Source organism: Bacillus rhizoplanae, from assembly GCF_917563915.1.
In the GTDB taxonomy this organism is placed as follows: domain Bacteria; phylum Bacillota; class Bacilli; order Bacillales; family Bacillaceae_G; genus Bacillus_A; species Bacillus_A rhizoplanae.
The window spans coordinates 23,930-49,239 of record NZ_CAKJTI010000005.1 but is presented as its reverse complement, the minus strand read 5'-3'; the positions used below and the strand labels follow the sequence as shown (position 1 = coordinate 49,239).

Genomic DNA, 25,310 nt, shown 5'->3' with positions numbered 1-25,310 from the left:
GTATTTTACTGGAATTTTCGCTTTACCGAATATCTTCAATCAATTGCTCCGTTTCCTCATACATCTCATAGTCACTTAGCGCTTGAATACAGCGCCATTTTAATTCTTCGATATTTTGTTCTAAATCTTCGGGGATTAAGTTTTGAATGTCTTCTAATTCAATGCCGAAATGAACAATTTCTAGTACTTTATCATTAATACTTCGGTCCATTAACAATTCCAGTACATCTAAATTAAATATGTATCGATAGGCTTCATCAAGGGAAACAACTTTTAATTTTAAACTTTCAACGATGCTTAATACAAAAAGAAGAATGGTTTTCTCAAGAACTGCCTGATCTTCTGTTTGAAGGATGAGTTTCATGGGCACCTCCCTTTTATCCTGTTTGCTCGCCGGATACTTTCAATAAAATTTGATTAGTTTAAAGGTATTTCCTGCATGGAAGTTTCATATGATAAAACACTAGGTTGTACTATACTATTCGGAATTGTATAGAGAATATGCACAAATTATATAGAAAAAAGCGCCTGAAATGGCGCCTTTTAGAAAATACTCCAACCTTCTTGTTCAGAAAGTAACTCCAATATTTTAAATCCAGCGAGGCTGTTTCCGTTTTCGTCTAGAGCAGGACCGAAAATACCAATACCCATTTCACCTTTTACACATCCAAAGATACCACCAGCTACACCGCTTTTTGCTGGAATTCCAACGCGAATTGCAAATTCTCCAGATTCGTTGTACATGCCGCATGTTACCATGAAGGTTTTACAAATTTTTGTAATGTATTTTGGGATAATTTGTTTGTTGCGATATGGATCATAACCATCCATCGCAAAGATAAGTCCGATACGGGCTAAGTCGATGCAGTTTACTTCAATCGCACATTGGCGTGTATATAGATCCATTAATTCTTCAATATCACCATCGATAATGTTGTTTTGCTTCATATAGTAGCAAAGAGAGCGGTTTAAATAAGCTGTTTCTAATTCAGAGATGGCAACTTTAGAAGAGTAGTTAATGGAAGAATTATCTGTAATATCACGGACAAAGTGAAGAATGCGTTCCATTTTTTCTTCATTGGACTCTCCTGCAATCATACTTGTGATAGCTAATGCCCCAGCATTAATCATTGGATTTAATGGTTTAGAGGGACTTGTTGTTTCTAATTTAATAATAGAATTAAAAGGATCACCGGTGGGTTCCATGCCAACTTTAGAAAATACATACTCTTCACCGCGGTCAAAAAGCGCAAGTGCGAGTGTAATTACTTTTGAAATACTTTGAAGTGTAAAGAGTATCTGGGATTTTCCCGCATGAACGTAATGGCTTTCTTTATGGTAAATCGCGATACCTAAATCATCGGGATTTGCATTTCCTAGCTCGGGAATGTATGTTGCAAGCTTACCTTGTTTTGTATAGGGCCGAACTTGATCTAATAACTGTTGTAAATTGCTAGTCTCGATACACTGCATAATAAACCACTCCTATTATATTAGTTACTAAATTTAACTTTCCCGACAAGCGCGGAAATAAATAATAACATGAAAATGAGGAATGATAAAATGAAACTTCTATTCATGAGGACGCTTCGTTATTTGTAAAAATGATAATTTTAATCAATTTGTTTTTTAGTGATTAGAATAAGGATGAATCTTACAAACAACTAGGGTTAAGGGAAATAAATCCATAAAAAAACCTGAAATAATAACTACACATCTATACAACTATATGTTATCATGATTATGTCATAGAAAGCGTTTTCTAAAGCTTATTTACAAATGGTAACGTTTTCATATTTTTGGATAGGGGGAATTCAGATGTTGCAGTTTTTACAACGTATTGGTAAAGCATTAATGCTTCCAATTGCAGTATTGCCAGCAGCGGGGCTCTTGCTTCGTTTAGGGCAGCCTGACGTATTTAATATTCCTGTTATGGCACAAGCCGGTGCAGCAATCTTTGATAATTTAGCACTTATTTTTGCGATTGGTGTTGCAGTTGGTTTGTCTGTTGATGGTAGCGGTGCCGCAGCTCTTGCAGGTGCAATTGGCTATCTTGTTCTGAAAAATACAACTGATACTTTAAGTAAAGAGTATTCGGCGGCAGAATTACACGATAAATTAAACAGCATTCAAGATTTAGTTAGTTCTGTTGATCCGTCTAAAGTAGCAGATACTTTAGGGAAGATTTCAAAGGCGGCAACGTTAGCACCGAAAATTAATATGGCGATTTTAGGTGGTATTATTGCAGGTGTGGTTGCAGGATTGTTATATAATAAATTTTATAAAATTAAATTACCAGAATGGTTAGGATTCTTTGCTGGTAAACGTTTTGTTCCAATTATTACAGCTGTAGTTATGCTTTTATTAGGTTTAGTATTTGGAGAAATTTGGCCAACAATTCAAAGTGGTATTGATGCAGTGGCACACGGTATCGTTAATCTAGGTGCGATTGGTGCAGGTCTTTTCGGGTTATTAAACCGTTTATTACTTCCAATTGGTTTACACCATGTAATGAACACATATTTCTGGTTTGTGCTTGGTGATTTTACAAATGCAGCAGGCGATATTGTTCATGGCGATATTGCTCGCTTCTTTGCGGGAGATCCAACTGCAGGTATGTTCATGACCGGCTTTTTCCCAATCATGATGTTTGGTTTACCAGCAGCATGTTTTGCGATGATTGCAGCAGCTAAACCAGAAAAACGTAAAGCAGTAGCGGGTATGTTAGGTGGTCTTGCTTTAACTTCATTCTTAACTGGTATTACAGAACCGATTGAATTCTCATTCATGTTTTTATCACCAGTATTATATGGTATTCATGCTGTATTAACAGGTATTTCTTTATTTGTTACAACACAACTCGGCATTCATGACGGTTTCTCATTTAGTGCCGGTGCGATTGATTACTTCTTAAACTTCGGTATTGCAACAAAACCGTTATTATTAGCAGGAATTGGTTTAATTTATGCAGCAATTTACTTCTTCGTGTTCTATTTCCTAATTAAGAAATTTAACTTAAAAACTCCAGGTCGTGAAGATGACGATGAGTTAGTAGAAGAAGGCGAAGCACCAGTTGCAGGTTCTATTGGTGAAACTTACGTTGCAGCATTAGGCGGAAAAGACAACTTAACAGTTATTGATAACTGTGCAACTCGCCTTCGTTTACAAGTAAAAGATGCAAACTTAGTAAATGAACCAGCATTAAAACGTGCCGGTGCAAAAGGTGTTATGAAACTAAGTAATACAAGTATACAAGTTATCGTTGGTACAAACGTTGAGTCTGTTGCTGATGATATGAAAAAACATATATAATTAATAAAAAGAAGTTCCTCATTGATAAAAATGAGGGATTTTTTTATCCCGTAAAAGCCCGATTAGTTCAACTATCCATTAGTGGGGGGATGAAAAAAAACACTGATGGAAGTTTCACTTCATTACGAATGTAACGACTATCTTGCATTCTAGATGCTCTTTTTTTATTTTTTGTGCATGATGTTGGTAAACTACCCATTGCGTGATAAAGTAAGATGTAAAATGAGCAACTATGAGAAAAGGTAGGTTTTTATTGTTATGAACTCTCGCAGACCGATTATATATATAAAGCGAACGATTATTCTCAGTCTGTTATTCATCCTTGTATATTGGGGGTATACAAAAATTACTTCGAACAATAAAGAAAAGGAAACGTTGCAAGCAGCGAAAGAAGCGAAAGAAGTGAAAGAAGTAAAGACAGAACCTGTAGAGAAACGTTCAGAAGAATTGGTAACTGAGCAATCTCCGCAAGAAATCAATAACAATGCTCAATTAGATGAGTATATAAAGAGTAAAAACTTCAGTGGTACAGCTGTTGTTGTAAAGAATGGAAAAGTTCTTTTGAATAAAGGATATGGACTTGCTAATCAAGATGAAAAATTTTCTAATAATTCAGAGACATCCTATTACATTGGATCAATTACGAAAGCTTTTGTCGCAACTTCTATTATGCAATTGAAAGAACAAAATAAATTAAACACAGAAGATACTGTGGCAAAATATATTCCTGACTTCCCAAGAGGCGGAGAAATTAAATTAGTACATCTTCTTACGCATACATCAGGTATTCCAGAGTATCCAGAGGAATCAGAAGACATCACACATGATGAACTGATTAGAAGAATAGGAAATCAAAAATTGGCATTCCCTCCCGGATCGAAATGGAAATACTCCGATTCTAACTATTCTGTGCTTGCGTATATTGTAGAGAAAGTGAGTGGAGAATCTCTTGAGGATTATATTCAAAAGCATATATTTGAAGTAGCTGGTATGAAGCACTCCGGATTTGGTGACAAGTTTCAACAAGAAAAATATCCTTCTACTGGTTATAAAATTGTAGATAATAGGATGACAACACCAGCTTTACCAAGTATGTCACAATTATTTGGATGCGGTGATATATATATGACCGCATATGATTTATATTTATTTGATCAAGCTTTATTTACAGGAAAACTCATTTCAAATGAAAGTTATCATCAAATGTTTACAGCATTTAAAAAAGATTATGGTTTTGGTTGGTATGTGGACCCTGGTAGTTACTCAAATCATGGCGTTATGCCGGGATGGAATTGTTTAAATAGTTTTAGTAAAAATGGAAGTACGTATGTGGTTTTATTATCTAATATTCAAAATAACATTAAATCGTTTGGTGTATTAAGTAATGATATTTATACAATGACTCGGCATGTAGAAGGTTAGAAAGCTATCTTATGAGATAGCTTTTTTTTTATACTTTCAGCTAGGAATTTCTTTGGAAAAAGAATTTAAAAATGAGATAATTATAATAAAATGTAAAAAAAAGGAGATAAAAATAGGGATCCATGAGCATCATGCACGGAATGGAAGAAGATTGTTTATTGTTTCTATTTTCATATTTGTTGTTGCTGTTATAGCGTTTATTCTCGATTATATTCGGACACCGTATTTTCAATGGAACAAGGATACTATGACTTTTGTAAGTATGATCATAATGGCCTTCTTTTTTATGATTTATAGTTTTGTAGAAAGAGAGAGGGCTAAGAAAATTGGAGCAACAATTCGTATTGAAGGGAAGTCGCCATTGCTGCATCAACAGCGATTTGTTGTACGAAGGGAAGTATCTATAATAAACACGGTTACATACTTTTCGATGGATGGAAATACGATGGGTGCTTTAAGAGAAGAATATGAAACAGAACTACAAAAGGTATGGAAAATTTTCGTATCCTTTTTCTTGAAATCATTGAGTGAAAAGCGATTTGTTTTGTATAACGAACTAGGAGAAGAGATGTTAATTGTAAGACAAAGAGCGGGAATGCACCTTTCTTATACGTTTCATGACTTAGCGGGAGATAAGATTTGTGAACTGAAACAGACATTGAATTTAAAAAAGCTGGAATGGCTTTTGCGGTCTGAGCATGATGAAGAAATTGGAGAAATTACTGGAGATTTGTATGCCAATATTCAAAAGGGATGCTGGAAAGATGGCAGCTATATTGAAATAAAAGAAGATGCGATTCCAGTAGAAGCAATTGAATATTTTTCTGCGAGCGGCGGTTCACTCGTTAATTTATCAATTGTGGAACATGCAAAGTATGAGAAAGCTTTATATTATGCGGTAGCCGCAATATTGACATTGAAAAATCGTTAGATGTCTTTCTTTGAATGGAAACGATTTTTAGTTGACAGAAACACCTGGTTGTAACTATAATTGTTACAACATGAAAGTGAAGGAGTAAAAATAATGACATTACAAATAAAAGTATATTCCGATTATGTTTGCCCATTTTGTTTTATAGGTGAACAACCATTACAAGAAGCAATTCAAGGAAAAGATGTAGAAGTAGAATGGATGCCATTTGAATTGCGTCCATATCCAGCGGAACGTATTGATCCATGGAATGAACCAGACAAGTTAGGAATGTTCCAAAGTACAATTGCACCGTGGGCAGAGCAAATGGGTGTTGATATAAAGTTACCTCGTTTGTCACCGCATCCATATACGCATACTGCGTTTGAAGGATATCAATTTGCAAAAGAAAATGGAAAAGGAAATGAATATCAGCACCGCGTGTTTACTGCATTTTTCCAAGAAGAACGGAATATTGGAGAAGTGGATGTGCTTGTAGAAATCGCTGGAGAAGTAGGATTAAATCAAAATGAATTTCGTCAAGCACTAGAGAATGGTACGTATAAAGAAGCGCATCAAAAAGCTGTACATCATGCTTATTACGAACAAGGGGTACAAGCTGTGCCGACATTTGTTATTGGCGAGAGTGTGGTACAAGGTGTACGTAACAAAGAAGCATTAGAGACTATAATTGAGCAGGAATTAAAAAAAGAAAAAGTAACATTTTCAGATGGCATGACATGTAATATAGAGGGTTGCGAGTAAAGGAGGGCAGATGCGTAGTGCATCTGCCTTTTTGTTTTGTTAACGGGCAGTAATGTGCTTACGGATGGAAGCTTTACTTTATTTTACCACTTCAATTTTCATTAGATTTGTCGTTCCACGTTCGTTAACAGGGACACCTGCTGTTACAATGACAATATCTTGCGTAGAGATCAGCTGTTGTTCTTTAGCGTTACATAATGCTTGTTCAATTACTTCATCTGTCGTTTGTTTTGGTGCAGTGAAAAATGGGTGTACGCCCCATACGAGTGCGAGTTGCTGCATAACAGATTGTTCAGATGTTGTTGCGATAATAGGAGTGTGCGGACGATATTTTGAAATCATTTGTGCTGTATAACCACTTTTGGTTGGTGTTAAAATTGCCTTTGCTTGTAAGGAATAAGCTGCTTGGACAGCAGCAGCACCGATTGTTTCTGTTATTTGTTTATGGTTATCATGAAGCAATTGCTTTTGATTTTGGAATAAAGAAGACTCCTCTACTTGCAGAGCGATTTTATTCATCATTTGTACGGCTTCTATTGGATATTCACCGGCAGCTGTTTCTCCTGAAAGCATAATCGCATCTGTGCCATCAAAGATTGCATTTGCTACGTCTGAAGCTTCCGCTCTTGTTGGTCTTGGGTTTCTTTGCATAGAATCCAGCATTTGCGTTGCTGTAATGACTGGTTTTCCGAGCAGATTACAGGTATGGATTAATTCTTTTTGGATAATCGGTACATATTCTGCTGGAATTTCAATGCCCATATCACCGCGCGCAACCATAATTCCATCCACAACTTCTACAATCTCTTTTATATTATCAATTCCTTCTTGATTTTCAATTTTTGCAATGACGCGAATATGTGAGGCATTATGCTTTGCTAATATGTCGCGTACTTCTAAAATATCAGCAGCTTTACGTACAAAGGAGATGGCGATGTAATCAACACGCTGATCGATGCCGAAAAGAATATCTTGTTTATCTTTTTCTGTAATACCAGGTAGGCGGATTTTTACATTCGGTACATTCACACCTTTATGATCTTTAATTATCCCGCCATGTATAACTTTTGTTTGTAACTCACCATTTGCCTTTTCTATTACTTCTAGCTCTAATAATCCATCATCAAGTAATAGATGAGATTCTACTTCTACATCATCATATAGACCTTCGTATGTGACGGAAAACTGTTTAGATGTTCCGAGTACTTTTTTCATTGAAACAGTAACAGTCGCACCTTCAAGCAGTTCTGCCTGTCCGCCTTCAAATTCATCAGTTCGAATTTTAGGTCCTTTAATATCTTGTAAGAGTGCAATGTTTTTTTTAGCTGCCGCTGCTGCTCTTCGTATTGTATTTATACGTACTTGATGTTCTTCATGTGTTCCATGAGAAAAATTTAACCGAGCCACATTCATTCCAGATTCTAGTAAAGAAAGTAATGTTTCGTATTGTTCACTTGCAGGTCCAATTGTGCAAACGATTTTTGTTTTTCGCATATAAAATTCCTCCTTTTTTAAATCACATATTTGTGGGCAATAAACACGTTTGGAGAAAACGAAGAAGATAGGTGGGGAAACTGCCCGTAAAAGCCCGATTGGTTCAACTAACCATCCGTGGGGATAAAACCTCCCACGGATGAAAGTTTTACTTTATTATGTTGGCAATTGTATGTGTACTTCATGTATAGGTATGTGATTTGTTTTATAGAAAATGTGTAGTTTATTTAGCACCAAAAGTGTTATTTCTTTATATGCTGATAAGTGTGAACAAGTTGTCCATACAACAAAATGTATATAGGGGGAAAGTATAGTGTCTCTATTTAAAGATTATTGGCGTAGGCTTGCACATGTTGTCGATAGACAATTAGATCGCTTTTTTTATAAGAAATTTATCCCTGCCATGGAAGAAATATTATTTTCAGCGCAGTTTGCACGGTATATAGAAATGTATACAAAAAAAGGTGTTGCAGAATACATTGAATCTCAGGAATTTCAAAACATTATTTGTTTTATTTTAAAAGAATGTAATGCTTCTCCATTTAAAGAAATTGCAGAACAATTGTTAGGAAAAGAGGTCGAAATTACTGTAACTGTTGGAGGTTTAACAGGTATCATTGCGCAAGTAGGAGATGACTTTTTAACATTACAAGAATTAACTGGAGCAACTATTTTATTACCATTTTCAAGTATTATTTCAATTCGTGAGGTATAGAGAAAGGGGGAAATAAAATGTCGTTTATTGAGGCATTACGGTCTCGTGTGGGACAACTTGCTCAAGTTGTAACGGCTGGAGAAATTGTGACAGGGATTATTTTATCTGTAACAGATGGAGTAATTGTCATACGAACAGCTCCGTCCTACGGTCCACCAGAAGATGTTATTGTAAGAATTCCAGTTGTTTCATATGTTCGATTGTATAGTTAGGAGGAATAACATGCGCGTATCTGTTGTGATTCCAACACATAATGAAGCACAAACGATAGGTGGTGTGTTGGAAGAAGTAAAAAAAGTACAACCTTATGAAATTATTGTTGTTGATAATGGATCTACCGATCGGACGAAAGAAATTGCAGATAGATTTGGATGTAAAGTTATTTATAGTAAGCATTTGTTAGGTAATGATGTTGGGCGTGCAATTGGTGCAAGGGAGGCAAAAGGTGAAATAGTTTTATTTTTAGATGGAGATATTATTATCTCGCATCAAGAGTTACTACCATTTATTCAATGTATTAAACAAGGAAAGGATATTGCAGTTAATAATTTAACATGGTCTGTTTATTTGAAGCTCCGTCCACATTATACGACAGTTAGTAAATTAATGTTAAACCGTTTTTTGAATCGAAAAGAGCTTGTTGTTGGCTCACTTATTGCAATTCCGCATGCGATTAAAAGGACAGTAATTGAGGAAATAGGATGGTGGCATCTAGCTGATCCTGCATTATTTCAAGCAATGGCTGTGATAAAAGGGATGACCATCGGGGACTTGGGATCTGTAGATGTCATTCATTCTAATAAAGTTCGTCCTGTTCATACAGGAACATCCCTGGGATCACCGTATCCAAAAGCAACGAGTCGTATTATGGGAGACCATTTACGTGCATTACATCATATGATTGAAGTATATGGTCCGCGCGGTGGTTTTACAGATGGCAAACGAAATCGGGATGTTGTAAGTGATTATATTTGTTTTATTCCAGAAGAAAAAAAAGCAAAATATAGTGCAGTTATCCCAGCTGGTTCAGAACGAGAAACAATTACAGCTGTTATTAGAGAAGTAAGGCGAGCTGGAATTGATGAAATTATTGTAGTTGCTAATGGAGCGGATCAAGAGACTGTTCAAAAAGCTAAAGCAGAACAGGTTATTGTATTAGAATTTCGTGAGGCACTTGGTCATAATGTTGCAAGAGCAATTGGAGCGATGCGTGCAACGGCAGATATTCTTTTGTTTATCGATAGTGATTTTGTTATCCCAGCTGAAAACTTACTACCATTTGTACAAGCTATTGAGAAGGGTGTTGATGTAGCGTTAAATGACTTGCAATGTTTGCTCGATGAGTTTCATCCAGTTGATCCAATTAGTGCCGGAAAATATTATGTAAACTTAGCAGCAAAGCGTCCTGACTTATGGAACAATTCGTTAACGGCTGTTCCGCATGCGATTCATAGAAAAGTACTTGATACAATTGGTTATAAAGCTTTAATTATTCCCCCATTAGCTCAAATAAAAGCGATATTAGCCGATTTTTCTATACAAGCGGTTCATTATGTCGATGTTGTAAAGTCAAATCGTATTCGTCCAGAACAGCATCATATTGTGGATGGGAGAATTCCAGCATTTGATCGGATTTTTGGAGATCAATTAGAAGCAATTGCTTATTTATTAGAACGTACAGATGAACGAGGAAGTTTTACAGATGGTGAACGTGACAGAGCGATTATAGAACAACTTAGAAAGGAAGAGGAGCATGGACACTAATCGCTGCAAAGTGGCAGTTATCGGTTTAGGATATGTTGGTCTACCGTTAGCAATCCATTTTGCTCAAAAGGGATATAGTGTAATAGGATTCGACAAAAATGAAGAGAAAATAAAAAGTATCAAAAATGGCTTTAGCTATATCCCTGATGTTACATCTAAAGAATTGCAACAATTAGTTGAAAAAGGTTGTTTTACAGTTACGACTCCAGAAAACGGAGTGAAAGCATTTGAAGAAAGTACCTACATTATTGTAACGGTACCAACACCAATGGGGGAAAATGGGGAACCTGATTTAAGTGCTGTCATTTCCGTCTCATATTATATACAAAAACATCTTCAAACAGGTCAAACCTTCATTTTTGAAAGTTCCACATATCCAGGTACATTAGAAGAAGTAGTAATCCCAATTATATCGAATAGTGGTAAAAAGGTTGGGATAGATTATTATATTGGTTATTCGCCGGAGCGTATTGATCCTGCAAATACGACATATACAGTACAATCCATTCCAAAAGTTGTCAGCGGTCAAACGGAGTTGTGTAAGAAAAAAATTATGGAGTTATATGGGGACGTATTTGATAATATCGTTCCAGTTAGCTCACCGAAAGTTGCTGAAATGTGCAAGCTTTTTGAAAATATACAACGGCTTGTTAATATTTCATTGGTAAATGAAATGGATTTATTATGTAGAGAATTACAAATAGATTTTCGCGAAGCTTTAGAAGCGGCAGCGACGAAACCATTTGGATTCACACCATATTGGCCAGGACCAGGAATTGGGGGACATTGTATTCCAGTCGATCCGCTGTATTTCCAGTGGAAAGTGAAGCAATATGGCATGGTAAGTCATCTGATTGATGTTGCTCATCATATTAACGAGGAAATGCCGAAAAATATTGTGAAACAAGTAAAAGAACAAGTAACAGAAAAAGCAAATGTGTTGTTAATAGGTCTTGCCTATAAGAAGGATGTAAATGATTTGCGCGAATCATCTGCTCTTGTAATTGCAGACTTGTTACAAAAAGAAGGGTATAGTGTGTCTTATCATGATCCATATATTCCATTTGCACACATTGCGGGTAAACGATATAAATCTATTTTATTAAACAAGGAAGCAATTGATAAAGCTGATTTCGTACTTATTTTAACAGATCATTCTATTATCGACTGGAAGTTGATTAAACAAGCGAAGCAAGTATTAGATACACGTGGTGTATTAAAGCGGGTGAACATATGAACAAGCGATGTTTAATTACAGGTGGAGCTGGATTTATTGGTTCTCATTTAGCGGAAGAGCTTTTGCATCGTGGATATGATGTGACGATTGTAGATAATTTCTATAAAGGAAAGCGTAAATATCATTTAGAGTTAATGAAGAAGATTTCAATCGTAGAAGCGAGTGTACTAGATAAAGAGAAAATTGAGCAACTAGTTCAAAGTCATGATGTGATATTTCACTTAGCAGCTATTTTAGGTGTGAAAAGTACGATGGAAAAGAGCATTGAGCTCATAGAAACAAATTTTGATGGGACAAGAAATATTTTACAAGCTGCTTTAAAGGGGAAGAAAAAAGTTGTGTTTGCTTCCACCTCTGAAGTATATGGAAAAGCGAAACCGCCTTTTTCGGAGGATGGTGATCGGCTATTTGGTGGAACTGCAAAAATTAGATGGAGCTATGCTATTTGCAAAACATTAGAGGAAACACTCTGTTTAGGATACGCTCGTCAAGGATTGGCAGTGACAATCGTCCGTTATTTTAATATATATGGACCGCGAGCTAAAGATGGTCCGTATGCAGGGGTTATTCCGCGATTTATTAGTGCAGCCTTACAAGGTAAAGAAATTCCTGTATATGGAGACGGTGTACAAACGCGTTGTTTTACGTATGTAACAGATGCTGTAAAAGCAACTATAGGAGCAATGGATGAGAAAGTAAATGGTGAAATTATCAATATTGGTTCTGAACATGAAATCTCTATTCGAGAAGTTGCTGAAATCATTCGAAGTACGATTCAAAGTTCTTCGCCAATTATTTATCTCCCATTTGAGAGTGTATATCCTGATGGATTTGAAGAAATTCCACATCGACGTCCGAACGTAGCAAAGTTAACTACTTTACTGCAATTTCAACCGAAAGTGTCATTTGAAGAAGGATTACAGAAAACCATCGCATGGTTTCGTGAAGAATTGGATGGTTAAATCCTTATCTATTATTATTCCTGTATACAATGAAGCCGATTCTATTCGAAAGGTGATTCTGTCGGCGAAGGAGCTGCATCCACTTGAAATTATTGTTGTTGCGAATGGATGTACAGATGATTCAGAACGAATTGCAAAAGAGCTTGGATGTATAGTAATAAGCAGTGAGGAAGTGCTTGGGAATGACGTTGGTCGTGCGGTCGGTGCCAAGTGTGCCAAGGGAGAAGTGTTGTTATTTTTAGACGGCGATTTTCCTATTCCTTCGCCTAGCCTCCATTTCTTTCTTAATCCAATTTTACATGGACAAGCAGATGTGATTTTAAATAATTTCGACGCTTTATTTAAGAAAAAACAACGTCCGCATTCTATTACAGTATGGCGCCAAATTTTGAATGAGATAGTAGACCGAGCTGATTTACAAATTGATTCTATTCTATCAGTACCACATGCTATAACGAAGGAAGCGGTAGAAAGCATTGGTTATGATGCTTTATGTAATCCAATTGTTGCACACGTTCGTTTAACGACACAAGGATGGCGAATACAGCGTCATTGTGCAATTGATGTAATTACCCCCAATAAATTTCGTCCAGCTGAGCATGAAGCATATGGGAATAAACTTGCACATGCGGAGCAACGAATGATAGGAGATCACATAGAAGCATTAGGTGAATGGTTAGAGAATTATGATAGACGAGGAGCCTATACAGATGGAAACAGGAGAAGAGATATTGTACTAGCCCTTCGCAAACTTGGTGATCAAGCGTTGCCTCCATATTATAAAGGCTGGGGTGTGCAGTCTAATTTATATAGTGGTAAACAACTTTCAATTATTATTCCTGTTCAAAACGAAGAAATGACGATGGCATCGGTTATTCAAGAAGCACGTAAAATTGAGCCACTTGAAATTATCGTTGTTGTTAATGGATCGAATGATAAGACAGCGACAATTGCAAAGCAATGCGGGGCTACAACTATTATTTATGAAGAAACGCTTGGAAATGATGTGGGACGTTCTATAGGGGCTCAGATGGCTAAAGGGGATATCCTGCTATTTATTGATGGGGATTTTGCAATACCTGCAAAGGATTTATATCCTTTTGCAAAAGCGATTGCGGATGGACAAGACGTGGTGTTGAATGATTTAAATTATTATTTAGATTTACGAGCACCGTTACATCTTGTTACGGCACTAAAATATGCTTTAAACTTGGCTTGTAACCGAAAAGATTTAGGTGTAGGTTCGCTGGTAGCTGTACCAAATGCGGTTAGTAAGGTTTGTTTAGAATATATCGGATTTGATTCTTTATTATCTCCATGTGTGGCACAGGTGAAGGCAATATTAGCGGGATTCTTAACCTCTTGTGTGCATCGTGTAGAAGTAGATCAAATGAATCGAATTCGGCCGAATGAACATTTTGCAGTGAGGGGGCATGCCCCAGCTGTACTTCGAATTATTGGGGATCACATAGAGGGGATGTCATGTGTGATAGAAGAACTTGGCATTCGAGGTGGTTTTCATGATGGAGGACGTAAGAGAGAAACAACATGAAAAAGTGTGCTGAAACAGGCACACTTTTTTTATTCTGTTTTTTAAAAAACTATAACAGAATAGGAAGGAAGAGTATTACAGTTTAAAATGGATACGACTCTTATACTGCAGAATAGGATTCCTGTATTAGAATACTAAAAAAATGAAATTATTAAAATGGGTGAATTCAATAAAGATTTTAAGCAACGTTTTCACTATGTCTATAGGAGTTTGCTCATTGTTTCACAAACATGTCACAACTCTAACGTTCATTTTTTCAAAAAAGTAGTATGCTAAGCACATAAGCTGTTATACAAAAAATCTTAGTCCTGTACTAATCAAAAAATGGAGGAGATTAGGATGACTCAAGTATTAGAAAATGTAAAAAACGCATGGGAAAGCTTTAAAGGTGAAAAGTGGAAAGCAGAGATTGATGTTCGCGATTTCATTTTAAATAATATAAACGTTTACCAGGGGGATGAATCCTTCTTAGCTGGAGCAACAGAAGCGACGAAACAACTTTGGGATCAAGTAATGGAATTAACAAAACAAGAACGTGACAATGGCGGAGTTCTTGACATGGATACTAAAATTGTTTCTTCTATTACATCACATGACCCAGGATATTTAAATAAAGATATTGAAAAAGTAGTTGGTGTCCAAACTGACAAGCCATTTAAACGCTCATTACAACCATTTGGTGGCGTTCGTATGGCAGAGCAAGCTTGTGAATCTTACGGATATGAAATGGACAAAGAACTGAGCCGCATTTTCAGAGACTGGCGTAAAACGCACAACCAAGGTGTATTCGATGCTTATACTCCAGAAATCAGAGCGGCTCGTAAATCAGGTGTTATTACAGGTCTTCCAGATGCATACGGTCGCGGCCGTATTATTGGTGATTATCGCCGCGTTGCATTATACGGTGTAGATCGTTTAATCGAAGCGAAAAAAGTAGATTTGAATTTAACGGGCGGTGTAATGAGCGAAGATACAATGCGTTTACGCGAAGAATTATCTGAGCAAATTCGTGCACTTCAAGAATTAAAACAAATGGCAGCTTCTCATGGTTTTGATATTTCTAAGCCAGCAACAAATGCACAAGAAGCATTCCAATGGTTATATTTTGCTTATCTTGCAGCAATTAAAGAACAAAACGGTGCAGCGATGAGTCTTGGCCGTACGTCTACTTTCTTAGATATCTTTATTGAAAGAGACTTAGTAAACGGTACATTAACAGAAGAAGAGGCACAAGAAATTGTTGATCACTTCATTATGAAATTACGTCTTGTGAAATTTGCAAGAACACCTGATTATAATGAATTATTCTCTGGTGATCCAACTTGGGTAACAGAATCTATCGGTGGTATTGCACTTGATGGCCGTCCGTTAGTAACGAAAAACTCATTCCGTTTCTTGCATACATTAGATAACTTAGGACCAGCTCCAGAACCAAACTTAACAGTTCTTTGGTCTAAACAATTACCAGAGAACTTTAAAAACTACTGTGCGAAAATGTCTATTAAGACATCTGCAATTCAATATGAAAATGATGACATTATGCGCCCAGAGTATGGTGATGATTACGGTATTGCTTGCTGTGTATCCGCAATGAGAATTGGTAAACAAATGCAGTTCTTCGGAGCTCGTGCAAACTTAGCTAAGGCGCTATTATATGCAATTAATGGCGGTAAAGATGAAAAATCAAAAGAACAAATTGGGCCTGAATTTGCACCAATCACTTCTGAAGTATTAGATTATGAAGAAGTGATGCGTAAATTTGATATGACAATGGAATGGCTAGCAGGTTTATACTTAAACACATTAAATGTTATCCATTATATGCATGATAAATATAGCTATGAACGTATTGAAATGGCGCTTCATGATACAGATGTGATTCGTACAATGGCGACAGGTATCGCAGGTTTATCAGTAGTAGCTGACTCTTTAAGCGCAATTAAACATGCAAAAGTAAAACCAGTTCGTGACGAAAATGGGGTTGCGGTAGACTTTGAAATCGAAGGTGAGTTCCCTAAATACGGTAACAATGATGATCGTGTCGATGAAATCGCGGTAAATCTTGTGAAAACATTTATGAATAAGCTTCGTAAACATAAAACATATCGTAATTCTATTCATACAATGTCAATCTTAACGATTACTTCTAACGTTGTATACGGTAAGAAAACTGGTAACACACCAGATGGCCGTCGTGCTGGCGAACCATTTGCACCAGGTGCAAACCCAATGCATGGTCGTGATACAAAAGGAGCATTGGCATCATTATTATCTGTTGCAAAATTACCATATGAAGATGCACGAGATGGTATTTCTAATACATTCTCTATTATTCCAAAAGCACTTGGAAAAGAAGAAGATGTACAAGTTCGCAACTTAGTATCTATGCTTGATGGATATGCAGTAAAAGAAGGACATCACTTAAATATTAACGTATTTAACCGTGAGACATTAATGGATGCAATGGAACATCCTGAAAAATATCCACAATTAACAATTCGTGTATCTGGTTATGCGGTTAACTTCATTAAATTAACTCGTGAACAACAAATTGACGTTATTAACCGTACAATGCACGAAAGTATGTAAGTAAAAGCTTTCCTTCTGTTCTCATGAAGACAGAGGGAGGCTGTTTCAATAGAGGGGGAAGCAACATGGTAAAAGGAAGAATACATTCTGTAGAGTCTTGTGGTACTGTTGATGGCCCAGGAATTCGTTATGTCATATTTACACAAGGATGCTTATTACGCTGTCAATATTGTCATAATGCGGATACGTGGGAGATTGGTAAAGGGAAAGAAATAACAGTTGAAGAAGTGATGCAGGATGTTACATGTTACCTTCCTTTTATAGAAGCTTCTGGCGGTGGTATTACAGTAAGTGGCGGCGAGCCTTTACTGCAGTTAGATTTTTTGATTGAGCTGTTTAAGAAATGTAAAGAGATCGGTATTCATACGACAATTGATTCTTCTGGAGGGTGCTATTCTGAAGATGAAGAATTCCAAAGAAAATTAGATATTTTGATGGAATATACAGATTTGGTATTACTTGACTTGAAACATATTGATTCGAAGAAACATCGCAAATTAACAGGAAAACCGAACGAACATATTTTACAATTTGCTCGTTATTTATCAGATAAAAAGAAATCAATTTGGGTGCGTCATGTACTTGTACCTGGAATTACAGATGGTACAGAGGACTTAGAAAATTTGGCAGCCTTTATTCAAAGTCTTGATAACGTACAAAAGGTAGAAGTCTTACCGTATCATAAGTTAGGCGTTTATAAATGGGAGGCGTTAGGGCATAAATATCCTCTTGCAGGAGTAGAGCCTCCAACGGAAGAAAGCATTCAAAAAGCAAAGTATATTTTAGCAGCAGTCTAATCCAATTGTGGATTAGACTTTTTGCTTTCTGCTGACAAATAGTAGAGCAAAAATAAGGAAAAGAGTATACTAAGATTGCATAATGTCTATTTTTGTAAAGAAACGATATGGATAAATTTACAAAAATGTAAAGGGAAAACGAAACAATAGAAAGAATTAAGAAATAATGTAATGCGTATCTTGGAGTATAGATAAAAGTCAAGTTATTGCGAAAGCAGTTATAGGAAAGTATAATGTTTAAGATATGAGCAGATGGGATTAAGGGGTCAATAACATATGCTTTGCATATCCACGACAGGTACAGATCCAACGAAAATTTGTTGGAATTCAAACATGCAAAATCATAAGGAAATTGTTTTTTATATTGTGACAGATGCAATATGAAAGACCGAAAAAGCTAGGAGTGGATTTGTTTGATAAAAAACCCCAAGGTTTTAATATTAACAGCACATTATGGTAACGGTCATATACAAGTGGCAAAAACATTAGAACAAACATTTCGTCAAAGAGGACTTGAGGATGTAATCGTATGCGATCTTTTTAGTGAATCGCACCCTGTTATAACAGACATTACAAAATATTTATATTTAAAAAGTTATACAATTGGGAAAGAGCTATACCGCTTATTTTATTATGGTGTTGAGAAAATTTACGATAAAAAAATTGCATCATGGTATGCCAATTTTGGTCGAAAACGTTTAAAAGCGATATTGCATGCTGAAAAACCCGATATTGTTATTAATACATTTCCAATCATTGCGGTTCCAGAGTTGAAAAAGCAAACAGATATTTCTATACCTGTTTATAATGTAGTTACCGATTTTTGCTTGCATAAAATATGGATTCACCGAGAAGTAGATCGTTATTTTGTTGCAACAGATTATGTGAAGGACATTATGATAAAGGTAGGAGTACCTGCTGAGCAAATTGTAGCAACAGGGATTCCGATTCGTAAAAATTTTGAAGCGGTCATCAATATAGAAACATTGTATGATAAGTATGATTTGTCACGGGACAAAAAGATTTTGCTTATTGTAGCAGGAGCGCATGGAGTGTTAGGAAGTGTAAAAGAGTTATGCCAATCCTTTATGTCAATTCCTAATCTGCAGGTAGCCGTAGTTTGTGGGAAAAATAAAGTATTGCAAGAGGACCTGCTGCAATTACAAGAAAGCAATCCAGATGCATTAAAAGTATTCGGTTATATAGAGAATATTGATGAGCTGTTCCGTATTACCTCTTGTATGATTACAAAACCAGGAGGAATTACATTAAGTGAAGCAGCAGCTTTGCAAGTACCTGTCGTTTTATATAAACCAGTACCAGGGCAAGAAAATGAAAATGCGAAGTATTTTGAAAAACAAGGTGCAGCAATTGTTATTCGCGAAGATAATGAAATCTTTCAGAAAACGAAAGAGTTATTACAAGATGATATGAAATTATTGCAAATGAAAGAAGCGATGAAACACATTTATCGTCCGGAACCAGCGTTTCATATTGTAGATTCTATTTTAAAAGAAAATCATGTACAAGTACATTCGCCGGTACACCCAACAGCCCTTGTGCAGTCTTTTACTTAATATAAGAACCTCTTTTCTATCTGAGTAGAAGGAGGTTTTTTGCGTTATTTCGTTTAAATGGAAAGTAATATTAAAAAAGGAGAAGAGGAATTGTTTGTAGAATTTTAATTGGCACAAATCATCATTTTCGAAATCTGTTTGACAAGCATACATAAAAATCGACATTAAGGACTTTTAAATTTACTGTTATACCTATATTCAATCCAATAGAGGGTATAACGTTCCCTTAGTAAAGACATCTTTAACTAGTAAAGATGTCTTTTTGATGTTCTTGTTCAATCAATCTACAGCTAATACAAAATTTAGGTTCTTCTAATTTTCATTGTGTAAGAGCTGAGTAGCTTTTGCTTTCTGTTTCTGTCCTTTTAAGAAAAACGATACAACGAGGGCAACAATTATAAAGATTAACCCAAGCGTAAATGCCCCTTGGAAGCCGGATGTTAAGCCATTTAACTTCTCTGCTGGGTCCATTGGATTTGCTGAATTTTTCATATATTCAGTTGTGCTTGAAGACATTTTAGATATAAATATAGCTGTGCCAATCGCACCGGCTACCTGCGATAACGTATTAAAGAGCGCTGTACCGTGTGGATAAAGCTCTGGTGTCAATTGATTTAAACCATATGTTTGTGCTGTCATCACAAACATGAGTCCAACCATTAATACGCTGTGCATCAAGATAATTTGTGTCAATGTTGTTTCTGGGTTAATGCCTTTGAATAGCCACATTGCAACGGCCACTAACACAATGCCAGGGATGATAATAACCTTTGGACTCAATTTATCAAATAATTTACCTGCAATTGGTCCCATGATGGCGCTAATTATACTCCCCGGTAGCATGATTAGCCCTGATTTAAAGGCTGTAACAAGTAAAACCGTTTGTAAGAACATTGGTAATAATGTCATTGTTGAGAACAGCGACATCATGACGATGAACATTAACCCAACTGATAAAGTAAACATGGGGAATTTAAATGCGCGTAGTTCCAAAATTGGATTATCGATTTTTAATTGACGAACAACAAAAATGAATAACGATATAGCCCCGATAATTAAAGTGGAATAAACTTTAGGATCTGACCATCCTAAATCACCTGAAGAACTAAAGCTATACACAATACCACCGAAACCTAATGTTGATAAAAGAATGGATAAATAATCAATTTTTGGTCGTGTTAATTCTGTGACATTTTGAATATACTTCATTCCAATTAAAATGGAAATGATTACGATAGGAATGACAAGATAGAATAACCAGCGCCAACTAAGTGAATCAACGATCATTCCGGATAATGTAGGACCAACTGCTGGAGCAGACATCATAACAAGTGCTATTAAGCCCATTGTGGCACCACGTTCTTCAGGTGGACAAATAATTAAAATCGTATTCATTAGTAATGGTGAAATTAACCCAGTCGCGATTGCTTGGACAATACGACCGATTAATAAAACGGAAAATGTCGGTGCGAACCCAGCGATCAATGTACCGACTAAAAATGTTAACATGGCGATTAAGAACATTTGTCTTGTTGTAAGCCATTGTTGAAGTAAAGCTGTAATCGGTACTAAAACCCCAACAACTAACATGTAGGATGTAGAAAGCCATTGAATTGTTGAAGCTGTTACATCAAAATCTTTCATTAATACGGTTAAAGCATTACCAAGTAATGTTTCGTTTAATAATGCGACCATTGCACCTAAAATTAATGCAATTAAAATGGGTGTATGTCTAATATTAGAAGTATCAATTTTGCTACTTGTAGAACTCGTGGCTGTCATATTCATTTATCGATTTTCCTCCTATTTTTTGTCTCTATCTTTTTGATACATTTGTATCTAAAAGATCACGTGTAATATAATATACACATGTAGATTAAAAATAGGGAGAATCAATTTTCGCTAGTTGTATAATTAATCTACAGAAAAGGAGAAGTGTAGATGAATAGTAATGAGGGGCAGCTGGATTTACGTATTAGACGTACACATAAATTATTGTGGGAGTCTTTATTTGAATTAATAACACAATCAAAACAGAAATATAGTTCTATTACCATCAACCAAATCTGTGATCGTGCGATGGTGCATCGAACAACATTTTATAAACATTTTGAAGATAAAGACGCGTTATTGGCATTTGGATTTAAACAATATCAAGAGGAAGCTTTTACAATACCACTTTTAGATCGATTAACTAAGCCATTTCAAGTGATGGAGCAATTCTTACATCATGAAGAGATTGGTAAAATATTAGAGTCGCAAATGGGTGATGAACAATTTAATAACTTTATACATTATCAAACCCGTGAAACGAAGAAACGGGAGAATCAAGAATTAAATCGAATTTGTAAAAGCCATACAATACCAAATGAATTAATTATCGAATTCTATTCGGGTGTAATTACAACGTTAAGTACATGGTGGTTACAAAATAGAAAAAGTGTTTCAGCAGAAGAAATGGATAGATACTTCCATCAAATGATCAATCAAGATGTTTTTCAATTTGAAAGGGAATGAATAGAGGCGTTTTTGGTGCAAGAAATTTATGAAATTTGAACATATTTGTATGATCCACATTTAATATTATCGCCTTTGAAAGAGGAAAGTTGACTGATGTCAGTGGAATTCTTACTAACATGGTTTGGTATCAATATATCCCATTCTTTTTTACAATTGCTGCTATGAGGATGATTTTGCTATCATTTGCATACTCACAAGTTTGTTGAAAATAGCAGACAAAATGATCAATCTTTGTTATAAAAATAAACCTATTGCGAGGATAGATATTTTCGTTAGGATTTTGAGAAAATAAAGAAGGTGAATGTAAATTTCACCTTATCCACAAAAGAACTCGCTTACAATATACAGTAAACTTCAAATATTAACAAAAGTATCCACAATATCCACAATTTTTAGTAAATATATCCACAAAATAAACAAGATAACTGTGATTAAATTCATCTTTTATACAAAAGATATTAGAATTTATCCACAATTCTAATATCTTTTGTGGATAAAGTTTTCCACAAAAAAGCTACCTCTTCTGAACAAGAGGTAGCTATATGTTAATAAATTCCTTTTGGTTTATATCCAGCTGCACGATCTGCTCTTTTAAATTCACGTTGATAGAGAACTTCTTGTGTGCTAGATAATGTATTTCTTGATTTTTCACGTTTTTTCTTATCCATTACAGTTCACCTCGTGTCATAAAGTCATTACCTATCGTTACCAATGACAGAGGGAGATATACATATATTATGCTTCTTTTAAATGATGAGCGTCTTGGAATGTTGCTTCGCGCATTGTGTGTAGTGTGTATTGATCTTTTGGAATTTCATATAAGTTATATACTTCACCATTTGCGTTAATTTGATCGTATACACATTTTCTTGTTTCATTTGCTAGATTAACGTATGGTAGTTTTTCGGCAGCTTTAATAGAGCGAGTATTTAATTTGCGAATTCGCATGAAAATAGTCTCAATATCTAATTCATAGAAAAGTTCACTAAAGAAAGCATCTTTTGCTGGTTTATTATAACCTTTTCCGTGATACGGTTTGCCAAGCCAAGTGCCAAGAAAACCTGCTTTTTCTTGCACATCAAATAAAGTTATTGTTCCAATAGGGTTTCCCCATTCATCAACAATTGTGCGTGAAATTAGTTCTCCGCGCTCTTCAGTTTCAATTGTTTGTTTTGTTAGAAACAAAAATTCTTCATAAGAAGATGCCTTCTGACGCACAAAGGGGAAGACATCAGGGTGAATCATCAAATCATATAGAACGTGGCTGTCATGTAGGTCACGTTTTTTTAACATACTATCTCCTCCAAAGAGGGCAGCATGACGACAAAAAACACCCCACCCTCGAAATTTTTATATAAAACTTAAAAAAATTTCGGGGTGGGAATCGAACCCACTAGAACCAGTCTATAATGCTGGTGGCGCACCATTTGCCTTCCCCATTCATCAATTTGAAATTACTCAACACGACACAAATTGATCATGGTTTCATTCAGTTTATAATCGTATAATACTTCATCTAGTCAAAAAAATAAACTAGTTTTTATGAATTTTTTGTATGGATAATTTTTCCGTCTATCATCGTTAATACAGGCTTGGCTAAATAGTGAAAAGGATGATGAGTCCATAGGACAAGATCAGCGTCTTTCCTAGGCTCGATACTACCAATTTTCTTTTCTAAACGTAAGTTGCGAGCAGGTATAATCGTAATTCCTTCTAGAGCTTTATGTTCATCTAATCCTTCTCGAACAGCGATAGCCGCGCAAACATTTAAATACTGAATTGGTGTATAGGGGTGATCTGTCGTAATAGAGACTTCAATTCCCTGATTCGATAAGGCGTGATACGTTTGCCAAGATTTGTTTTTTAATTCAATTTTTGAACGACGTGTTAATGTTGGACCGACAGATACTTTTAAATCGTGGTTTGCTAATCTATCAGCAACAAGATGACCTTCCGTACAATGTTCAATGCGTAAATCAAGATTAAATTCCTTTGCAAAGCGAAGAGCAGAAAGAATATCATCTGCACGGTGGGCGTGGGCACGTACAGGGATTTCACGGCGGAGCGCTTGCAAAATAGGAACCATTCGAAAGTCCGCATCATTCCCATAATGCTTTGCTTCATAAAAAGCTTCGCGCAGCATTCCCATAATTCCCATGCGGGTAATAGACTCTTTGTTTCCATTACTATGCATTCCCTTTGGGTTTTCTCCAAACGCAATTTTCAGACCTGCGGGCTCTTGAATGACCATATGATCAATACTGTTTCCTGCTGTTTTTATGACGCATGTTGTTCCGCCAATTACATTTTGACTTCCAGGCATAACGTGTACGGTTGTAATACCGCTTTGTACAGCATCTTGAAAAGCAATATCAAAAGGATGAATGCCATCTAAAGAGCGAATATGAGGAGTTAGCATTTCTGCTGTTTCATTTGCATCGTTTCCAGCCCATCCAGTTCCTTCATCATATAAACCAAGATGTGTATGCACATCGATAAAGCCTGGAAGAAGATGAAGACCACGTGCATCAATAACGGTCATATCTTCGCTAGATTCAATAAATCGTTCTAACGCAGCAATCTTGTTGTTTTCTACTAATACATCGCCTTGTAATTTAGGAGAGGTAATAGGATAAACAGTGGCTTGCTTAAATAATATTTTCATAATAACCTCTTTATTCTGCATACGAGTTTTTTCGTGAGAAAGTTTAGAAATTACTAGTGCGATACAATATTTTGAAGCGCGTGTTCTAAAGTATCATAAGAATGTGTATACCCATGTTGTATTGCTTTGTGAGGTAATACATTTTGTCCTTCTAAAATAAGGGTGCTCATTTCACCGAGAAGGGTTTTGAGTGCAAAGGCAGGCATCGGTAACCAATGTGGTCTATGCATCACTTTTGCGATGGTTCTGCCGAATTCTTTCATTGTTACGGGATGAGGAGCTGTAACATTTAATGCACCGTTCACTTCTTTTGTATGAATAGCAAAATCAATCATTCGAACAACATCTTCAAGATGAACCCAAGAAAGCAATTGGTTGCCTGAACCAATGGTTCCTCCAATAAACAATTGATATGGAAGTAACATTTTCGGTAGTGCCCCGCCATCTTTTCCAAGAACCACGCCAAAGCGTGTATAAACAGTGCGAATACCAAGTGCATCAGCTTTGCTTGCTTCTTCTTCCCATAACTTTACTGTAGTAGCTAAAAAATCATTCCCTGGTTTTGGGCAGTCCTCTGTAAATATTTCTGTCTCTGATGTACCATAATAGCCAATTGCACTTGCATTAATAAATGTGTGTGGAGATTGGGGCAACATTTGTAGTTGTTTAATTAATCCTTTTGTCGTTTGTAAGCGACTATTGAGGATTCTTTCCTTTTGTTTTTTAGTCCAACGTCCATTGTTAATAGATTCCCCGGCAAGATTAATAACAACATCAATGGAAGGAATGGGGAATTTTGAATCGGCAGCATCCCATTTTATATATTGAATATTTGAAGGTGAATGATTTTCTCTCAGTTGACGCGTCAAAATGTATACGGTATGTCCGTTGCTTGCTAAATATAAAGTGAGTGCTTTTCCAATAAAACCTGTTCCTCCAGAAATAGCAATTTCCAAGAGAAATCCCTCCTCATTATGTATATTCAAGAAACTCAAATTTGTTGCATATATGTTAAAATGATGTTGAGGT

21 protein-coding genes and 1 pseudogene are annotated in these 25,310 nt (G+C 36.0%); 14 read left to right on the top strand and 8 right to left on the bottom strand.

Annotated elements, in window-relative coordinates:
- Nucleotides 1-22 precede the first annotated feature (22 nt).
- Nucleotides 23-364 carry a DUF3969 family protein gene (locus tag LRP84_RS07145; protein WP_230574447.1) on the bottom strand — a complete coding sequence of 114 codons (342 nt, stop codon included), beginning with the start codon at nucleotides 362-364 and terminating at the stop codon, nucleotides 23-25.
- 179 nt (nucleotides 365-543) lie between these two features.
- Nucleotides 544-1,473 carry a glutaminase A gene (glsA, locus tag LRP84_RS07140; protein ID WP_230574446.1) on the bottom strand — a complete coding sequence of 310 codons (930 nt, stop codon included), beginning with the start codon at nucleotides 1,471-1,473 and terminating at the stop codon, nucleotides 544-546.
- A 345-nt stretch (nucleotides 1,474-1,818) separates the two neighbouring features.
- On the opposite strand from glsA, the gene nagE reads away from it, so the two are divergent.
- The 4 genes from nagE to LRP84_RS07120 all read left to right on the top strand — a co-directional run bounded on the left by nagE (nucleotide 1,819) and on the right by LRP84_RS07120 (nucleotide 6,409).
- Nucleotides 1,819-3,312: an N-acetylglucosamine-specific PTS transporter subunit IIBC gene (gene nagE, locus LRP84_RS07135; protein ID WP_230574445.1), complete on the top strand. Its 1,494-nt coding sequence runs from the start codon at nucleotides 1,819-1,821 to the stop codon at nucleotides 3,310-3,312.
- Between the two features lie 258 nt (nucleotides 3,313-3,570).
- Nucleotides 3,571-4,734 carry a serine hydrolase domain-containing protein gene (locus LRP84_RS07130; RefSeq protein WP_230574444.1) on the top strand — a complete coding sequence of 388 codons (1,164 nt, stop codon included), beginning with the start codon at nucleotides 3,571-3,573 and terminating at the stop codon, nucleotides 4,732-4,734.
- A gap of 151 nt (nucleotides 4,735-4,885) precedes the next feature.
- Nucleotides 4,886-5,665, top strand: a complete 780-nt coding sequence (locus LRP84_RS07125; protein WP_230574443.1) for a sugar ABC transporter ATP-binding protein — start codon at nucleotides 4,886-4,888, stop codon at nucleotides 5,663-5,665.
- A 93-nt stretch (nucleotides 5,666-5,758) separates the two neighbouring features.
- Nucleotides 5,759-6,409, top strand: coding sequence for a DsbA family oxidoreductase (locus LRP84_RS07120; protein WP_230574442.1), 651 nt, complete (start codon nucleotides 5,759-5,761; stop codon nucleotides 6,407-6,409).
- Nucleotides 6,410-6,493: 84 nt separating this feature from the next.
- On the opposite strand, the pseudogene pyk reads toward LRP84_RS07120, so the two are convergent.
- Nucleotides 6,494-7,903 (bottom strand): annotated as a pseudogene (gene pyk / locus LRP84_RS07115) (pyruvate kinase); the annotation flags it as partial.
- A 313-nt stretch (nucleotides 7,904-8,216) separates the two neighbouring features.
- Here pyk and LRP84_RS07110 point away from each other — a divergent pair.
- The 9 genes from LRP84_RS07110 (at nucleotide 8,217) to LRP84_RS07070 (ending at nucleotide 19,096) form a co-directional block, all read left to right on the top strand.
- The gene (locus LRP84_RS07110; protein WP_230574441.1) at nucleotides 8,217-8,618 is read left to right on the top strand and encodes a DUF2642 domain-containing protein; all 402 of its coding nucleotides are present in this window, start codon (nucleotides 8,217-8,219) and stop codon (nucleotides 8,616-8,618) included.
- A 17-nt stretch (nucleotides 8,619-8,635) separates the two neighbouring features.
- Nucleotides 8,636-8,830 (top strand): hypothetical protein, encoded by a 195-nt coding sequence (locus LRP84_RS07105; RefSeq protein ID WP_230574440.1) that lies wholly within the window; start codon nucleotides 8,636-8,638, stop codon nucleotides 8,828-8,830.
- Between the two features lie 10 nt (nucleotides 8,831-8,840).
- On the top strand, nucleotides 8,841-10,382 hold the full coding sequence (locus LRP84_RS07100; protein ID WP_230574439.1) for a glycosyltransferase family 2 protein: 1,542 nt from the start codon (nucleotides 8,841-8,843) through the stop codon (nucleotides 10,380-10,382).
- Nucleotides 10,372-11,619, top strand: a complete 1,248-nt coding sequence (locus LRP84_RS07095; RefSeq protein ID WP_230574438.1) for a nucleotide sugar dehydrogenase — start codon at nucleotides 10,372-10,374, stop codon at nucleotides 11,617-11,619. Before LRP84_RS07100 ends, LRP84_RS07095 begins: the two co-directional genes overlap by 11 nt.
- On the top strand, nucleotides 11,616-12,581 hold the full coding sequence (locus tag LRP84_RS07090) for a UDP-N-acetyl-alpha-D-glucosaminuronate decarboxylase (protein WP_230574437.1): 966 nt from the start codon (nucleotides 11,616-11,618) through the stop codon (nucleotides 12,579-12,581). The genes LRP84_RS07095 and LRP84_RS07090 overlap by 4 nt, the downstream gene beginning before the upstream one ends.
- Nucleotides 12,574-14,133 carry a glycosyltransferase family 2 protein gene (locus LRP84_RS07085; protein WP_230574436.1) on the top strand — a complete coding sequence of 520 codons (1,560 nt, stop codon included), beginning with the start codon at nucleotides 12,574-12,576 and terminating at the stop codon, nucleotides 14,131-14,133. The genes LRP84_RS07090 and LRP84_RS07085 overlap by 8 nt, the downstream gene beginning before the upstream one ends.
- Before the next feature lie 339 nt (nucleotides 14,134-14,472).
- Nucleotides 14,473-16,722, top strand: coding sequence for a formate C-acetyltransferase (pflB, locus tag LRP84_RS07080; protein WP_230574435.1), 2,250 nt, complete (start codon nucleotides 14,473-14,475; stop codon nucleotides 16,720-16,722).
- A 65-nt stretch (nucleotides 16,723-16,787) separates the two neighbouring features.
- Nucleotides 16,788-17,519, top strand: a complete 732-nt coding sequence (gene pflA, locus LRP84_RS07075) for a pyruvate formate-lyase-activating protein (RefSeq protein ID WP_230574434.1) — start codon at nucleotides 16,788-16,790, stop codon at nucleotides 17,517-17,519.
- A gap of 413 nt (nucleotides 17,520-17,932) precedes the next feature.
- Entirely contained in the window at nucleotides 17,933-19,096 is a 1,164-nt protein-coding gene (locus LRP84_RS07070) for a diglucosyl diacylglycerol synthase (RefSeq protein WP_230574433.1), read from the top strand.
- Nucleotides 19,097-19,408: 312 nt separating this feature from the next.
- Here the strand turns inward: LRP84_RS07070 and LRP84_RS07065 are convergent, their stop codons facing one another.
- Nucleotides 19,409-20,878, bottom strand: a complete 1,470-nt coding sequence (locus LRP84_RS07065; protein ID WP_437438766.1) for an MDR family MFS transporter — start codon at nucleotides 20,876-20,878, stop codon at nucleotides 19,409-19,411.
- A 159-nt stretch (nucleotides 20,879-21,037) separates the two neighbouring features.
- Here LRP84_RS07065 and LRP84_RS07060 point away from each other — a divergent pair, with 159 nt between their 5' ends.
- Nucleotides 21,038-21,613 carry a TetR/AcrR family transcriptional regulator gene (locus tag LRP84_RS07060; RefSeq protein WP_230574431.1) on the top strand — a complete coding sequence of 192 codons (576 nt, stop codon included), beginning with the start codon at nucleotides 21,038-21,040 and terminating at the stop codon, nucleotides 21,611-21,613.
- 548 nt (nucleotides 21,614-22,161) lie between these two features.
- Here LRP84_RS07060 and LRP84_RS07055 read toward each other — a convergent pair.
- The 4 genes from LRP84_RS07055 to LRP84_RS07040 form a co-directional block, all read right to left on the bottom strand.
- A complete protein-coding gene (locus LRP84_RS07055; RefSeq protein WP_098306877.1) occupies nucleotides 22,162-22,284 on the bottom strand; it encodes a YfhE family protein in 123 nt (40 codons plus the stop codon).
- Between the two features lie 67 nt (nucleotides 22,285-22,351).
- Entirely contained in the window at nucleotides 22,352-22,909 is a 558-nt protein-coding gene (locus LRP84_RS07050; protein WP_230574430.1) for a GNAT family N-acetyltransferase, read from the bottom strand.
- A 247-nt stretch (nucleotides 22,910-23,156) separates the two neighbouring features.
- Nucleotides 23,157-24,281, bottom strand: a complete 1,125-nt coding sequence (locus tag LRP84_RS07045) for an amidohydrolase (RefSeq protein WP_230574429.1) — start codon at nucleotides 24,279-24,281, stop codon at nucleotides 23,157-23,159.
- Nucleotides 24,282-24,334: 53 nt separating this feature from the next.
- A complete protein-coding gene (locus LRP84_RS07040) occupies nucleotides 24,335-25,237 on the bottom strand; it encodes a TIGR01777 family oxidoreductase (protein ID WP_230574428.1) in 903 nt (300 codons plus the stop codon).
- Between the last annotated feature and the right edge of the window lie 73 nt (nucleotides 25,238-25,310).

Excerpts from the sequence above, each read along its gene's own strand:
- LRP84_RS07145 (WP_230574447.1), bottom strand. The coding sequence starts at position 364 with ATGAAACTCATCCTTCAAACAGAAGATCAGGCAGTTCTTGAGAAAACC.
- glsA (WP_230574446.1), bottom strand. The coding sequence starts at position 1,473 with ATGCAGTGTATCGAGACTAGCAATTTACAACAGTTATTAGATCAAGTT.
- nagE (WP_230574445.1), top strand. The coding sequence starts at position 1,819 with ATGTTGCAGTTTTTACAACGTATTGGTAAAGCATTAATGCTTCCAATT.
- LRP84_RS07130 (WP_230574444.1), top strand. The coding sequence starts at position 3,571 with ATGAACTCTCGCAGACCGATTATATATATAAAGCGAACGATTATTCTC.
- LRP84_RS07120 (WP_230574442.1), top strand. The coding sequence starts at position 5,759 with ATGACATTACAAATAAAAGTATATTCCGATTATGTTTGCCCATTTTGT.
- LRP84_RS07105 (WP_230574440.1), top strand. The coding sequence starts at position 8,636 with ATGTCGTTTATTGAGGCATTACGGTCTCGTGTGGGACAACTTGCTCAA.
- LRP84_RS07100 (WP_230574439.1), top strand. The coding sequence starts at position 8,841 with ATGCGCGTATCTGTTGTGATTCCAACACATAATGAAGCACAAACGATA.
- LRP84_RS07095 (WP_230574438.1), top strand. The coding sequence starts at position 10,372 with ATGGACACTAATCGCTGCAAAGTGGCAGTTATCGGTTTAGGATATGTT.
- LRP84_RS07090 (WP_230574437.1), top strand. The coding sequence starts at position 11,616 with ATGAACAAGCGATGTTTAATTACAGGTGGAGCTGGATTTATTGGTTCT.
- LRP84_RS07085 (WP_230574436.1), top strand. The coding sequence starts at position 12,574 with ATGGTTAAATCCTTATCTATTATTATTCCTGTATACAATGAAGCCGAT.
- pflB (WP_230574435.1), top strand. The coding sequence starts at position 14,473 with ATGACTCAAGTATTAGAAAATGTAAAAAACGCATGGGAAAGCTTTAAA.
- pflA (WP_230574434.1), top strand. The coding sequence starts at position 16,788 with ATGGTAAAAGGAAGAATACATTCTGTAGAGTCTTGTGGTACTGTTGAT.
- LRP84_RS07065 (WP_437438766.1), bottom strand. The coding sequence starts at position 20,878 with ATGACAGCCACGAGTTCTACAAGTAGCAAAATTGATACTTCTAATATT.
- LRP84_RS07060 (WP_230574431.1), top strand. The coding sequence starts at position 21,038 with ATGAATAGTAATGAGGGGCAGCTGGATTTACGTATTAGACGTACACAT.
- LRP84_RS07055 (WP_098306877.1), bottom strand. The coding sequence starts at position 22,284 with ATGGATAAGAAAAAACGTGAAAAATCAAGAAATACATTATCTAGCACA.
- LRP84_RS07050 (WP_230574430.1), bottom strand. The coding sequence starts at position 22,909 with ATGTTAAAAAAACGTGACCTACATGACAGCCACGTTCTATATGATTTG.
- LRP84_RS07045 (WP_230574429.1), bottom strand. The coding sequence starts at position 24,281 with ATGAAAATATTATTTAAGCAAGCCACTGTTTATCCTATTACCTCTCCT.